This is a genomic window from Ktedonobacter sp. SOSP1-52 (assembly GCF_016587395.1).
Genome location: NZ_BNJH01000001.1, coordinates 654231 through 667847, shown reverse-complemented (window position 1 = coordinate 667847; position 13617 = coordinate 654231). Strand labels below are relative to the sequence as shown.

Genomic DNA, 13617 nt, shown 5'->3' with positions numbered 1-13617 from the left:
TCTGATGGAACGAAGAACATAACTCATGAACTGTCCTCATTGTACTGCCACGAGCACCAAGGAGCGAGCAAAGAAAACGAAACTTGGGTATGCCTGCGGGTCTTCGTGTATGTAGACTTCCGATGGTGGATTGGTTGGTGGTTGTGGGGGGTATTGCATCATTCACTCTCCAAGAAGGTTTATTCTATGAGGGGTTTTGACATATTTTCCTCGCGATTAGGAGCTTAGGTGATGCCAGCCTGGACCCTCCACCACACGTCCCGACCATTTCCCAGATATCTGGTGGATGGACTGATAGTGGAGATATACTAGATATACTATGCAAACACTGTATACCATTGGTCATTCAACAAGAACATTCGAGCAGTTTTTAGCCTTGCTGAGTGGCCTATGCGATCAACCTCGTCGTGGATGTACGGGTCGCTCCTACTTCCGCTCGCTCTCCTCAGTTTAATGGCGAGACGCTTGCCAAGGCATTAAAGGTGGCTCATATTAGTTACGTCCACCTGGGCGTATTAGGAGGCCATCGACGTCCCACGAAAGATTCACCCAATCAAGGCTGGCACAATACATCCTTTCGGGGCTACGCCGACTACATGGCGACAGATGCATTTCGAGAGGGCCTGCAAAAACTGCAAGCATGTGCGACGAAATGCACAGCAGCCATTATGTGCGCTGAGGCCGTGCCCTGGCGCTGCCATCGCTCGCTGATCGCGGATGCATTGACCGTCCAGGGCTGGCAGGTTTATGAGATTCAGAGCCAGAAAACAGCGAAACTGCACAGATTGACACCGTTTCTTCGTGTGCACGATGGGCTGTTGCTCTATCCCGCCACTCTTTGACCGGTGAAATTCCTTGCCAATGACAAGATAAACCGAGTAGAATACTACACATCACGATGAAATGGTCCAGCTTTGATGCTCCAAAAGATGGAACGAGGTGAGGTATGCCCCTACAGCCCAATGGCGGGAAACTCCTTATGCCCGTCGAAACCGAGGCTGATGTTCACGCATTATTTGAAAAAGCTCTCGCTCTCTCAGACGTCTGGTTTTCTCACAAGGGATCGCTATCGCGCTGATATTGAGGATCATTTCTATTACATTGGAGCCATTTGCCCACAACATTTTCGTCCACTACAACAGGAAGTAGCCAACCTTCCTGGCGAGCAACTCACCTTTTTCCGCTTTTCGTTTTCAACCTGGCTCTATCTTCTCCAAGATGCCCCTGATAGCTGTGTTGAACAGTTACTACAAAGGCTCCTTCGTGCTGACCAGGACTGTTCCCCATCCATTAAGGAAAGCCCTTACAGCTGGTGCTATAAGGGCCTATGTAGTATTTTTTCTATCAACAAAAGGAATGCTTCCTTATTGGGAAGGAGAAGAACTTGGAACAGAAGGAACCAGAACTTGCTGCTAGCTATGTCATCTCTTGGTACCGTGCCCTCCATCCTTACGATGATATTGATGTGTTTGTAAAACGTGAGTTAGCTCTTACCCATTGGACTGGCTTACAGGAGGAGCCTGAAACCGATCCTAATAAAGCCTTCCTTCTCATCGTCAATAGAACCCAACAGCTTCTCTGGTGTGCCCATACAAGCTATTGGGCTTTTCAGTTCGAGGACATTGATGTGGAGGCGAAAACAGACACTATATTTCCTGCTACCCACTGGTCAGACGAAGAGGTTGAATACATCCGTGCGCTAAGCATCATCGCTCAATATTTAAGAGAGATTTGGGAAGACGAGATTTGGGATCAAGTTCGGCTGAAGTGGCAATTGGGATCGGCAGGAAACGACGAACCAATCCGGGTGTTTTTCTTCGCTACTCAGCCAAAGACTGACCGCAATGGAGAGAAAGCGTGGGGAGTATCTTTTGATGACAAAACGGTTCTTCCTCTCCTGCATCCTCAAAAGGGCTTTTTTCGCTATGGCACGATGCCATAACGAATGTTGTGTAAAGGGGGAAGGCTTCCCAAGGAGGAAAGAAAAGGTGATACTACAGGCATAGAATGTTTTTACTCAGTCCTGCACAAAGGACAAGGAGGAAGACTATGCCTGTGCACAAAAAACACCATAACACACCAGAGTCACCAACGACAAGCGTACGTATCTCCCCATCGGATGTTCCCAGCCAAGAGAGCTTTCATCAGCATCTGCGTGAGTTGATTCGTGGAGCAACCCGCGTGGTGATGGAAGAAATCATGCAAGAAGAACTCCGTCTGTTCTTGGGCGCAGAATGGGGAGAAAGCACCAGCCAGCGTCGAGGCTATCGCAATGGCTCCTACACCCGCGACCTGGTGCCCACAAGTGGCCGTATTGAAGATCTGAGCGTTCCACGAGATCGAGAGGGCCAGTTTCATACGCAGGCGTTTGAGCGCTACAGCCGCTATGAGCCTGAGGTAGCAGAGGCCTTAACCGAGATGTTTGTCAGCGGAAGCAGCACCCACAAAATTGGCAAGGTCGCCAACACGTTGCTGGGGGTCGCTCCCAGCGCCAGTAGCGTGAGTCGCTTGAATGAAAGCCTGAGTGAACAATTTGAGGCGTGGCGCACCCGTCCGTTACAAACGCACTATCGCATTGTGTACCTCGATGGGATTCATTTCAGCATTCGTCATGGCTCCAAGTGCGATGCGAGCATCATTTTGACGATTTTGGGCGTCGATGGGGAGGGAAACAAGGAGGTCTTAGCGCTGCAAGCCTGCGCCGAAGAAAGCCGTGAGGGGTGGCTGGGCATCTTACAGGACATGCGCAGTCGTGGAGCCACTGAGGTGGACCTCTTTGTCACGGATGGGCATGAAGGACTCCTGGGAGCGCTTGACCAGCTCTTTACAGCGACTGCACGCCAACGCTGCCTGGTTCACAAGCAGCGCAATGTGCTCAGTGCCATTCCTCGTCGAGAGCGCGAGCTGGTGCAAGCCGATCTGGTGGGGATCTGGAAGCCAGAGAAGAAGGAGGATGCTCTGGCCAATCTTGTCGCCTTCAAAGCCAAATATGCCGAGCGCTATCCCCAAGCGGTGCGCAGTTTGTGTGAGGATGAGGAGCACTTACTCACCTTTTATGACTTTCCAGTCGGGATGCATCGGCATATCCAGAGCACCAACGCGATTGAAGGCTTCTTTAGCAATGTGCGGCAGAGAACCGATCAGATTGACGCCTTTACGAGCGAAACCAGTTGTGTGCGTCTGGTGTGGGCTGTGATGCAGGACATTCGTTTTCACAAGGTCACGGTGAGCTAAGCCGTAAGAGCATTGAGCAGATCAACGCTCGGCTGCTGTGGCCGAGGAGGGAGAAGGTGGCCTTTTTTGTCTCTTGAGGACAGCCAGGAGCGTTTTCTCGCATGCTTCTCAATGAATGATGGGATGTGAAGCCATTGTGCTCGCTAGCTCTGAGGCTCTTGCGCCGTGAGGGTTACTGGCCTTTCATCAGTACACAACATTCGTTATGGCATCGGCAAGATAGGTGCGGATATGTTCGTAACCCAGCCTCTCTGGGAGAAACATGTTCAGCAAGCGCCACGACCGTTGCTTGACACCGATGTACTAGAACAAATCGCCCTCATAAAAAAATCAGAGTGAGACAGCAAACTTACCATATTGCCCGATAGAACCAGCCTTTACAGCAGGTGCCATAAGGAAGGAAAAGCACAATATGGATGAGCTTGATCCTATCAAAGTATTAGGGCTGCTTAGATCTAAGCTAAGCAATGATTCATATTTAGAGGTTACTGGCGAAGGTGCATATGTTTGGAGGGCTTCTTTTTCATTTTTTCCACCTGCAACTGTGGAGGATCTTGAGCGCTTAAAAAGCTATTGGAAGCTACCATCATCTTATGAGCAATTCTTGCTCTACTCGAACGGGGCAGAATTATTTATAGATGACAGGTATGGGCAATGGGGCTTTTCCCTTTATGCAGTGAATGACATTCTTATCAAGAATACACACTGGCAAAGTTTATATGACGATTGGTCAAGTTCTTTTCTTGTTTTCGCAGAATGCCTGGGAGATGCTGATTTACTTATATTAGATACTAACAGGCATTCTTTGTCACTTCCTCATGAATGTTATGTCCTTGATGGAGACACTGGCTACCCTGTTAAGACATGGCAAAAGAATATTATTGCAAAGAGTTTTGTACAATGGCTAGATCGCCTAATCGTCGCACAAGGCTCTAAATATTGGCACTGGATTTCACAATGATCAGCAGTGGCTTGTTTGTAACAATTGTACTCTTGAGCTTGCACTAGCAATAGACAATCGTTGACTTGCAAAAACGACCTATAGCAAGCCAATAGCGTGGTTCTACATACTCCGACTACATTGCACCTCAAAGGAAAAGCCTTTATAGCACCTGCTGTAAGGGCTGGATATAACGCAAACAAAAGATTGTCAAATGCCAAGAATGTTGCTATCATGCCAGACATTTCTTCAAGGGGAGGATCTTCATGAGAGAGTATCAGGTAGCGATTAAGCGCACGATAGAGAGACCGTGGACCACTATGGAACCATTGCGTCTGGGAAATGTCCCAAAGGGCCTTGGGACGCCGACTTTCTACTGTACCGTTTCCTATAAGGAAGAACCGTATCTTGAAGAAGAGCCATACCTGCTCCTCTGTTTGTATGGAAGTCAATCGTATTTTGCTGATGCTCGAATCTGGCACCAATGGCTCGTCGCTGGCTTCGGAAGCTACATCTATTTTCTCTCACTGGAGAAGCCTTCTCAGCAGATTTTCTGGAACATCGTCTATTTTTGTACCCTCTATCCAGCCGGTGAGTACTTGCTTGCCACTTCCATAGGCAAGGTTTTGTGTTTTGATCGCGATACTCAGCTTCTCTGGTGTTCAGAAGAGGTAAGCATGGATGGGGTGAGTATCTCTTCCGTCCAAGATGATCGCATTCTCGTCCTTGATGTTAACCCGCTTTAGAAGAGTACCCGAAGAGAAGAATGAAGCTTATTCATCTTTAGCAGAGGAAGCACGAACAGAACTAAAAAACCTTGATTGTTATCTGCACGGGTGAGAGTTCCTTCGTCAGTTTGAAATACTATATACGCACGAATATCTTACGTAATTGCAGGAGTAGCTCTTGTTGATGCAGACACAGACTATTTCTCTCCAGGCTGCGGAAAAGGTGCTCCACGCGCTTCAGCGTCGGCTGCAAAAATGGCTTGAGCAGCCCTTGTCCTGGGACAACAAGCGCCAGGAGATCGAGGCCCTGGTCAAGTAGATTCATCTGGAGACGTTGGATGGAGCGGATGGGAACGGGTCTGGGTGACCTATCGTTTTTGCGATGCCATGGCACTCTGGAAGACCTATCCATCGCCGAAGTCGCTGCAAGGGCATCAGGAGGGACAAGAGCATATTTTGTTGGGAATAGTATAGAGGGTTTTGAAGGTGCTGGACAGGAAACATTCCCTCAGTTTCCTGTCCAGCACCTTCGAGGGAATGAAGATTGGCTCCTTCTCGTTGAGAGTGTAGGAAGAAATGATATTGTGCCTTACTTAGAACTCTCTCCGAAAACGGGTCAAGGTCAGTAAGCTTGCCCGCTCGCGTACCATCGCTCGTCTGCAGAAAACGCTGGTAGAGTATCTGTTGTTCTTCAGAGGCTGAAGAAGTCTAATCAGCTATAACGGAAAAGCGTACAGTTCCATCATATCCATCGTCCCAACTTCCTGACCAGTCACACAGACCGTAGGTGATTTTCACCGTCACAAAGGCCTCTTTGATCGAGTCGATTTCGACATCGACTTGGAGCCGTCCTAAATGGTGGTCTTTGTGGTTCGAAAACTGCACCTCGAAGCCATTGAGAACCGCCATTGCATGTGAAACGGGGTTGCTGAATGACAAGATTTCCCTATCCTGTTGTGGTCCGCTGCCAGAGGTGGAGTTGAAGGTGTGAGAAGATGATGCTAGCTGCATCTGATCACCTCTTTACTTTGTAATAATGTGTACGATTTTCGTTTCAACTTGCCACGTACCCGATTCTTTTTCCGCCTGCAATTCCTCACGAGTTCACTCGTCCTCATCTGGGATACCACGAGGCCAAAACTCCTACAGAAAGCCCTCCAAAAGCCAAGCTAAAAGCAAGGGCCATTGCCAAACGAGCCATCTAACTGTCAACAATCCATCTCCATTCTAAGACCTTGGTAAGGAACAAGCAAGCAGAACAGAGGAGAGATCAGGGCTTTTCAGTTTTCCCAAAAGGAGTGCAAAAAAAGAGAATGCGATAGTTTTCAAGAAGATAGGAGAACGCCATCAAATGGCGGCAAAAGACATACATTTCTCTTCCCTTGACACTGGAGAAGGAATGTTCTAATATAGACATGCATCATGCGCTTTGATCTATTGTAAGGGAAACTGTCGATGATTCGTGCGCACAAGATCCGGCTGCATCCTACACCTGAGCAAGCCAATTACTTCGCGAAGGCAGCGGGAACCAGCCGGTTCGTCTGGAACTGGGCATTGGCTGAATGGAATCGGCAATATGCAGCCGGAGAGAAACCGACCGCTTTGAAGCTCAAGAAGCAATTCAACGAGATCAGGCGGGAGCAATTCCCCTGGACGTGGGAAGTCACGAAGAATGCTTCGGATCAGCCTATTCTGGACCTGGGCAAAGCCTTTACGGCGTTCTTCGAGGGCAAGGCTCGCCGTCCCAAATTCAAGAGCAAAAAGCGCAGTAAACCGAGCTTTTATCTCGCGAACGATCAGATGGAACGAGGGGACCACCGAGTGTGGATCCCCAAACTCGGATGGGTGAATATGGCGGAGAATCTGAGATTCCAGGGAAAAATCACCGGGGCACGGGTGACGCGCACCGCGGATTGGTGGTTCATCGCGATCACCGTAGAAGTTCCAGATATGCAATCAACAAAGCGACCTGCAGCCATTGGCATCGATGTGGGCTTGAACCGATTGGTCACCTTGAGCACCGGAGAGGAATACGAAAACCAAGCATTTCTCAAAACGGCACTGGGGAAGCTCCGTCAAGCGAATAAGCGACTGCATCGCAGGAAACAGGGATCAAAGAATCGGGAGAAAGCCCGTCGGCAGGTCGCACGCTTGCACTACCGTATCACTTGCATGCGAGAGGATGTGCTCCATAAGCTGACCACCAGGCTCGCTAACTGTTATGGGATCATTGGGATTGAAGACCTCAATCTCAAGGGATTGCTCAAAAATCGCAAGCTCGCTCGCTCGTTCTCTGATGCCTCGCTCGGCAAGCTCTTGAACCTGCTCACCAGCAAAGTTGAGCAGCGCGGGGGACAGGTCATGAAGGTGGGGCGCTTCTTTCCCTCCAGTAAGACCTGCCATTGTTGCCGTTGGAAGTGGGAAGACATGGCAGTGTCTGACCGCGTTTTTCTCTGCCAAAACCAGAAATGCGCCTATTACCAATTCGAGCAGGATAGAGATTATAACGCATCTCTGAACATTCTGCGCGAAGCCCTTCACTTGATCGGGTTGGTTGATCAAGTCGTCAGCGGTACTGGCTCGGACGCGGACGTTAACTTGGTTATGGACGCGGGGTAAGACCAAAAATGCCCAGGCATTGAGGCACCTACGGATGAAGTAACAACAACGAACGATGCAGTAAGGCTGTGCTTGCATACGTTTTACTACATTTATCGGAGCAGTCATCCTTGTAGAATAGGAAAACCAACACGACCACAAGGATGGACCCAGATGGAATATACCACACTGCTTCAAGGAGTCGAACTTGCGGCTCAACCGCTTGAGTTGGAAGAGGGAGGAATTCACTCGCTCTACCGCGTTTTCCAGGGACTTCCTGATCCACGCAAAAGGAAAGGGAAACGGTATTCCTTAGTGCTCGTGCTCACCTTGCTTGTGCTGGCGAAATTAGCCGGAGAAACCAACGTGAGTGCTGCCACTCATTGGATCCGCTTACGTAAGAAAGGGCTGGCTCAGCAGCTGAGACTCAACCGCGAAGCGATGCCTTGCCACAACACCTATCGGAGTGTGTTAGGACAACTAGATGCCCAAGAGGTCAGTGACGCGCTCGCTTCCCGCCGTGTGAAAAAAGCCGCGAGCGCGTCGATGTGGGAATGAGCCATCACGCTTGTTGAGTCAAACAGGTGTGATAAACGTTTCCACGGAATCATGCCAGATATTGACAATTGGAGACATCTCTGGTAGAGTTTCGTTAGAAAGAATGTTCTTATGTGAAGCACCAAGAGAGAGATTCACTGACACGAAGGATGTGTTGTTGGAAAGGAAGAAGGCGCAAGGTGCAGTTAGTCGAACGACATCTCATTCGTCATCAGGATGCACGCTTTGCGGTCATTGATCGAGCAGCTTTTGCCTCCAAAAACCTCTATAATCAGGCCAATTACCACGTTCGGCAAGCCTTCATTCACGAGGGAACCTATCTGCCCTACGCCGCCATCTTTCATCGCTTGAAACAGCATGAGGCCTATTGTGCCCTGCCTCGCAAAGTCAGTAATGCCATCCTGATCCAACTCCACCACAACTGGGTCAGCTTTTTTGAAGGGATGGAGGCCTATCGCGAAGACCCCTCTCCCTTTACAGGACGCCCCAAGATCCCTGGCTATCAAGACAAGACCAAAGGCCGCTTCCTGCTCATCTACGAGAAAAAAGCCCTGGGCAAGAGGGCATTCAAGCGTACAGGCAAGCTGGTCCCATCAGGATTGCCCATCGAGATCGCGACCCAGATCACCTGGGAAGCTATCAGGCAGGTACGCATCGTTCCACGCGCCGATGGCTACATGCTGGAGGTCGTCTATAAGCAGGAGATCCAACCGGCTGCGGTCAACCCGCAGCTTCGAGCAGCCGTGGATGTGGGCGTCAATGTGCTCGCAGCCATCACCAGCGATAAGCCCGGCTTTGTGCCTCGCCTGGTGAGTGGCAAACCCCTCAAAAGCCTCAATCAGTACTACAACAAAGAGCGCGCCAAGCAGCAGCAACGCCTCGCCCATGAGAACCGATATACCTCACGTCATCTCGATCGTGTAACGACGAAGCGCAATCGCCGTGTGGATGCCTATGTGCACACGGCCAGCCGTCGGATCATTGATCTGTTGGTGAGCGAAGGCATCGGAATGCTGGTGATTGGCAAGAATCCCTTGTGGAAACAAGAGGTGAGCATGGGGTGCAGGAACAACCAGCAATTTGGTGCGCCGCATCAACGGCGAAAATGAGTGCAGCATATGCTGTGTAGGTTGTTGGAAAACCTACTGCACACCCAACTTATCCCTGCCACATGGCTTGAATCTCGAAAGGGAGGGGGGAGTGTAGCATGTTGGGAGGTGCGCCCAAAGAGGCACATGATCTTCTGTCGTGCGAGAGCGCGACCTCACTCAGGCGAAGTGAGTAACGCAGCCCCTTACTTCCCGCCGAAAGGTTTGGGGGGGACTGTAGCATGGGGTTAAAAGTCTGTTGAAACCCTAACACCAAGGGTCAGAAGATAGGCAGCGAGGTCGTCTATGGTCAAGGCATGATTGCTTCAACTCTAGTCGTGGCGGAATACATGCGTCCTGTGGGAGCGGTGTCATCGCCCATGTCTGATGGTAACCATGAACGTTTCCAGCGTGGTTACAGCCTGCATCAGAGCCAGCTCGTAGGGAACGAGAAACGACGTACGGAGGGCCTAAGGACGAAGCGAAGATGATGTGTAACTTGGGGATCGCCTACCATCCGAGAGGGTCAGGGCGACGGAGTGGTAATAGTAGTTCGCCAATGGGAAACCATTCGTTGAGCGAAGTACCACAGGAGGCCAGACTCAGGAAATGATGGTTGACACGGATGTGTCATGAGACCATCGTGGGAGTTGCATTGAAAAGATGCGGGTCTCTGGAGAGCCTGGTGCATAGAAAGTGTGCATGCCATGGTTCGGGGGAGGACGGTTGGAAACGTGCCGAGAGGTAACGCGCTGGCCGTCTATCCTACCAAGGCAGCGTAAGGAAAGGCCACACTTTCTTGATCTGTCAGTGCAAGGACGTGTATGGTTAAGCCTAAACTGGTTAAATCCTAGTTCATGCGGTTTTTCTGGTGATGCCAGCGAACGTGGCTGAAACGCTGGTTCAGGAAGTAATGGTGTATCACGAATTTACACCACTATCCAACTGTCCAGTACCGAAAATCCTAGACCTCACAACAGGGTAATTGATGGAACATCGGGGAGTCCGTGGTCCTGAGCATATTAATCCGGTGAATGATAATCCAGACTCTCATGAGGCCGAAGCGTATTGTAAAAGTTCACCCACTCCTGGGCAGTTCGCAGAAATGCTCCCAGCGTCTCATAGTGGCAGCGCTCGGCTACCGCGAGTTTGAACATGCCGACAAACCGCTCCGCATAGCCGTTGTCGGTTGGCGTGCTAGCTCGGCTCATCGAGAGTTGGAAGCCTTTCTCCAGCAGCAGCCGACGGGTGACCTCAGCCCCAAACTGCTTGCCTTGATCGCTGTGAAAAATGGCCTCGGGCACATCGAAAGACAGGGTTCGCAGCGCCGCTGTCACCAACTCGGTACGCATGTGATACTCGAAGGCGAGACCCAGAATATGTCTGGTTCGTTTCCAGAGGGTGAAGCAGCCTCGCACTTTGGTCCGATCGGCCAGTTGGATCTCAAAAATGTCCGAGAACACCACTTCGGTCATGCTCTCCGGATCCAACTCACGAACCAGATTGGGCGCGATGTGGCTTGCTTTGCCGGGATAGACGTACTTTTTGCGCTTGCGTCGAGCTGTGATGCCGTATGTATGCATCACGCGCCGCACCCGGTTGGGGCTCATCTGGAGCAGCCTGGCCAGCTTGCGATGGCCCAGGGTATCATCGACCTCGTACCAGTGCTCAATCGCCACTGCCACCTGTTTGTCCTTGACCGCTTGTTTGGAGGACCAATAGAGTGTGGCTCGGCCTACCTCCAACGCGCGAACGACCTGGCTCGCGGCTTTTGGGGCCATTGGGCCGACTCAATTGATGGGCCAGTTCCACTTTCTGAGCCGGTTTTCATTGCCCAATAACCCCGGCACTTTTTTTAAAATCTCGTTTTGCACTGTGAGTTCCCCGATGATCTTCTTCAGGTCATCGGGCGATTCTCCTGGCTTGTAGCCCTGGCTGATCGCTTTTTGCGCTGGATTGCGTTTGTCAGCAAAGAGGCCAGGAGCCTTCTCCTGGAACTCTTGGCGCCAGCGTATCAACTGTGAGCGAGAGACCCCCAAACTTCTGGCAGGTGGCTTCCAGGGTGGTATCGCGCTGAAAACTCTCCATCACGGCCTTGACTTTGAAATCGGCGGTATAGGTCTTCTTTTCCATGACATCCTTTCCTTTCATGGTGTCATCTTTCACTGTCTAGAATACCATATACCGGACATCGAACGTTGCCTACGGGAGCTTCCTTACACACAGCTATTACTGAAAAAGCGCTTTGTACTTAACAGGTGACATGGAACAGACCGATGACTGTGCCGGTGGCCTCATTCCAGGTTTGGATTGCCTGGGGTGTGGGTAACAAATCCACCTGGCATTGTTTTTGCTGGAAATACTCAGTTGCCTCATCAGAAAGTCTGACATTGCCAAACTGTCCCGTGCCAATGATGAGCCGTTTCGCCCCTTTTTCATAGATGTATTTCGCCTCGTCTTGAGAAAGTATGTGCGATGTACCATAGAGGGCCTTAGATAATTTTTTCTTCCGCTTTTTTACCTGGCCACTCTGCCTGATCATCACATCGTGCGCGAAGACGGTTCCTTCAATGGTAATTGAGCCAAAGATAGTCTGATCAATGCTGGGTTTCATCTTGTTGCTCCTCCACATCTATGTGGCATGCCAATGTGGGCTCGTTCAAGAAAAAGTGCTCTGTGGACAAAAAGCTTTGGCCATAGTATATATCACTAAGCAAAGGCGTGGCTGTGGCATTGACCCATTGTGAGAGAGGCTTGAAAGTGGGGGAAGCCATACCATAGACTGCGGGCCTGATTCGCAATGAATGTAGAAATCGAGTCAGGCCAAGCCTCTTTCATTGGTGATGGTATGCTTCTAGAACCTCACGACGTAGAGGACATACTGGGTGACAATCGAAGCAGATATGGAAGCGGTCAGTCGTCACCAAGGAGAAATCAAGGGTGTCCTGACAGGGAGACCAGTGTCTAAATTACGCCAGAGCATTTGCGCGGCCAGTTCTAGTTTGGTGGCGAACGTCACTGAAGCAGGTACATGAGCTTCTCGGCAACGCTCCTGGTCGTCAGTCCAACTCTTGGGCAGGTACAATTCGCGATCCAGCAATGTGTGTCCATCCAAACTTGCATAGGAAAGAAACACGCCCACCTGGCAGTTTTCGATGCGACCACCTGTGCCACTGTCCTGTCGTTGAACTCCCACCGATTTGTACCCCTTTTTGAGAAACCCAGTCTCATCGACCACCAACACTGCATTGGGAGCCGCAAGCATTTCACAAACATACGCGCGCAACACACCTCGCACCCCGTCGCAATCCCACTTGGCCCGGTCTAATTGATGTTGCATCGCATACGGAGTTGCTTCTCCCAAGGGAGTTTGGTGGATGTTCTGTGTTGGCTCACTTTTTTCTTCAGACTAACCATCGCTCATCTGCGTCTGGGGCATGAGGAACGGCTATCATGCGTTCCTGCATTTGGCAACGGCGCGAATGTGTTCTGCGTTATGCATCAGGCCGACGCCCGCGTTCCAGCGCCCCATACTTCCGCCACTTGCCCGTTTTCGACGCGAAAGATCTCCAAAATGGTTGGCAAGGGCTGTCCGGGGACCGTTGGGACACCCTGAATAGTGACACGAAGAGCGGCCTTATTGCCTTCAACAAGCACATCTTCGACGACGAAGCGCTTCTCAGGAAAGGTCGTAAAAGCGCTTGCCACCGCCTTTTTGACGCTCTCAACGCCAGTCTCTCCTGCTGCATGTCGAATAACGTGTGGAGCAAAGACTTCCTCCAATGCCACGACGTTTCTGGTGTTAATGGCTTCATAGGCACGATACGCTAAAGCCCTGATGTCGGCTTCGGTCATTCAAAACCTCCTTCAAGTGATTTTTTCAAGCATGAATTGCCAGAGGGGCCAAGGATGCTCACGTCTGCTCTGGGCTGATTTCCCGGATAGCACGTATATTGGTACGCAACTGTTCAAAGAAGTGCATCATCATTTTCTGCTCCTCTTTGCTTATTCCATCAAGCAACTGGGCCTGAAAAGCACGATGCGCTGCACGCAGTTCTGCGGCGATCGCATGCCCGGAAGCCGTCAAAGAGACGAGCGTGTAGCGGTTATCCTGAGGGTCGAGGCGGCGGCTGAGCACTCCTTCTGACTCAAACTGCTTGACCAGGCGGGTAATCGTGGCTCCATCAACAGCCAATTGCTGCTGTAAAGCAGCATGGCTGATCTCGCCGATCTCGAACAGCAGTGTCAGCAATTGCCGTCGTATCTGACTCATGCCGATGTGTTGATCAAAGGCTTGCCTGGATTCAGAACAGGCAGACGCCAATTGCCGAAAGAGGGTATCCTCAAGGGCATCCATTCTTTGCTTTACCTCCGAGCGCTCTGTCTATTTCCGCGCATCATGAGAAAGCGGTGAGCATTTCCATCTATATCATCAACTATTGATATTGTCAATAGTTGGCGATGTCAAAGG

15 protein-coding genes and 1 pseudogene are annotated in these 13617 nt (G+C 50.6%); 9 read left to right on the top strand and 7 right to left on the bottom strand.

Annotated elements, in window-relative coordinates:
• Positions 1 to 383 precede the first annotated feature (383 nt).
• From JMJ16_RS02960 to JMJ16_RS55860, 6 genes are all read left to right on the top strand, one after another.
• The gene (locus JMJ16_RS02960) at positions 384 to 842 is read left to right on the top strand and encodes a DUF488 family protein (RefSeq protein WP_201378279.1); all 459 of its coding nucleotides are present in this window, start codon (positions 384 to 386) and stop codon (positions 840 to 842) included.
• A gap of 542 nt (positions 843 to 1384) precedes the next feature.
• Positions 1385 to 1942: a hypothetical protein gene (locus tag JMJ16_RS02955; protein WP_201378277.1), complete on the top strand. Its 558-nt coding sequence runs from the start codon at positions 1385 to 1387 to the stop codon at positions 1940 to 1942.
• Between the two features lie 107 nt (positions 1943 to 2049).
• A complete protein-coding gene (locus JMJ16_RS02950; protein ID WP_201377957.1) occupies positions 2050 to 3234 on the top strand; it encodes an IS256 family transposase in 1185 nt (394 codons plus the stop codon).
• Between the two features lie 412 nt (positions 3235 to 3646).
• A complete protein-coding gene (locus JMJ16_RS02945; RefSeq protein ID WP_201378275.1) occupies positions 3647 to 4195 on the top strand; it encodes an SMI1/KNR4 family protein in 549 nt (182 codons plus the stop codon).
• A 245-nt stretch (positions 4196 to 4440) separates the two neighbouring features.
• Positions 4441 to 4920: a hypothetical protein gene (locus tag JMJ16_RS02940; protein ID WP_201378273.1), complete on the top strand. Its 480-nt coding sequence runs from the start codon at positions 4441 to 4443 to the stop codon at positions 4918 to 4920.
• Positions 4921 to 5086: 166 nt separating this feature from the next.
• Positions 5087 to 5221: a hypothetical protein gene (locus tag JMJ16_RS55860; RefSeq protein ID WP_255553159.1), complete on the top strand. Its 135-nt coding sequence runs from the start codon at positions 5087 to 5089 to the stop codon at positions 5219 to 5221.
• Between the two features lie 389 nt (positions 5222 to 5610).
• Here the strand turns inward: JMJ16_RS55860 and JMJ16_RS02935 are convergent, their stop codons facing one another.
• Positions 5611 to 5913, bottom strand: coding sequence for a hypothetical protein (locus JMJ16_RS02935; protein WP_201378271.1), 303 nt, complete (start codon positions 5911 to 5913; stop codon positions 5611 to 5613).
• A 444-nt stretch (positions 5914 to 6357) separates the two neighbouring features.
• Here JMJ16_RS02935 and JMJ16_RS02930 point away from each other — a divergent pair, with 444 nt between their 5' ends.
• The 3 genes from JMJ16_RS02930 to JMJ16_RS02920 all read left to right on the top strand — a co-directional run bounded on the left by JMJ16_RS02930 (position 6358) and on the right by JMJ16_RS02920 (position 9167).
• Positions 6358 to 7521, top strand: coding sequence for an RNA-guided endonuclease TnpB family protein (locus JMJ16_RS02930; protein ID WP_201378269.1), 1164 nt, complete (start codon positions 6358 to 6360; stop codon positions 7519 to 7521).
• A gap of 153 nt (positions 7522 to 7674) precedes the next feature.
• A complete protein-coding gene (locus tag JMJ16_RS02925; RefSeq protein ID WP_201378267.1) occupies positions 7675 to 8058 on the top strand; it encodes a transposase family protein in 384 nt (127 codons plus the stop codon).
• Positions 8059 to 8237: 179 nt separating this feature from the next.
• A complete protein-coding gene (locus JMJ16_RS02920) occupies positions 8238 to 9167 on the top strand; it encodes an RNA-guided endonuclease TnpB family protein (RefSeq protein ID WP_236601155.1) in 930 nt (309 codons plus the stop codon).
• Positions 9168 to 10168: 1001 nt separating this feature from the next.
• On the opposite strand, the gene JMJ16_RS02915 is transcribed toward JMJ16_RS02920, so the two are convergent.
• From JMJ16_RS02915 to JMJ16_RS02890, 6 genes and pseudogenes are all read right to left on the bottom strand, one after another.
• Positions 10169 to 10927 (bottom strand): IS3 family transposase, encoded by a 759-nt coding sequence (locus JMJ16_RS02915; RefSeq protein WP_201378265.1) that lies wholly within the window; start codon positions 10925 to 10927, stop codon positions 10169 to 10171.
• 184 nt (positions 10928 to 11111) lie between these two features.
• Positions 11112 to 11279 (bottom strand): transposase, encoded by a 168-nt coding sequence (locus JMJ16_RS02910; protein WP_201378263.1) that lies wholly within the window; start codon positions 11277 to 11279, stop codon positions 11112 to 11114.
• A 118-nt stretch (positions 11280 to 11397) separates the two neighbouring features.
• Positions 11398 to 11760 (bottom strand): Mth938-like domain-containing protein, encoded by a 363-nt coding sequence (locus tag JMJ16_RS02905; protein WP_201378262.1) that lies wholly within the window; start codon positions 11758 to 11760, stop codon positions 11398 to 11400.
• A 336-nt stretch (positions 11761 to 12096) separates the two neighbouring features.
• A pseudogene (locus JMJ16_RS02900) lies at positions 12097 to 12507 on the bottom strand (transposase); the annotation flags it as partial.
• Between the two features lie 140 nt (positions 12508 to 12647).
• Positions 12648 to 13001, bottom strand: a complete 354-nt coding sequence (locus JMJ16_RS02895) for an ester cyclase (protein ID WP_201378260.1) — start codon at positions 12999 to 13001, stop codon at positions 12648 to 12650.
• A gap of 58 nt (positions 13002 to 13059) precedes the next feature.
• Positions 13060 to 13503, bottom strand: coding sequence for a MarR family winged helix-turn-helix transcriptional regulator (locus JMJ16_RS02890; RefSeq protein WP_201378258.1), 444 nt, complete (start codon positions 13501 to 13503; stop codon positions 13060 to 13062).
• Positions 13504 to 13617: the final 114 nt, after the last annotated feature.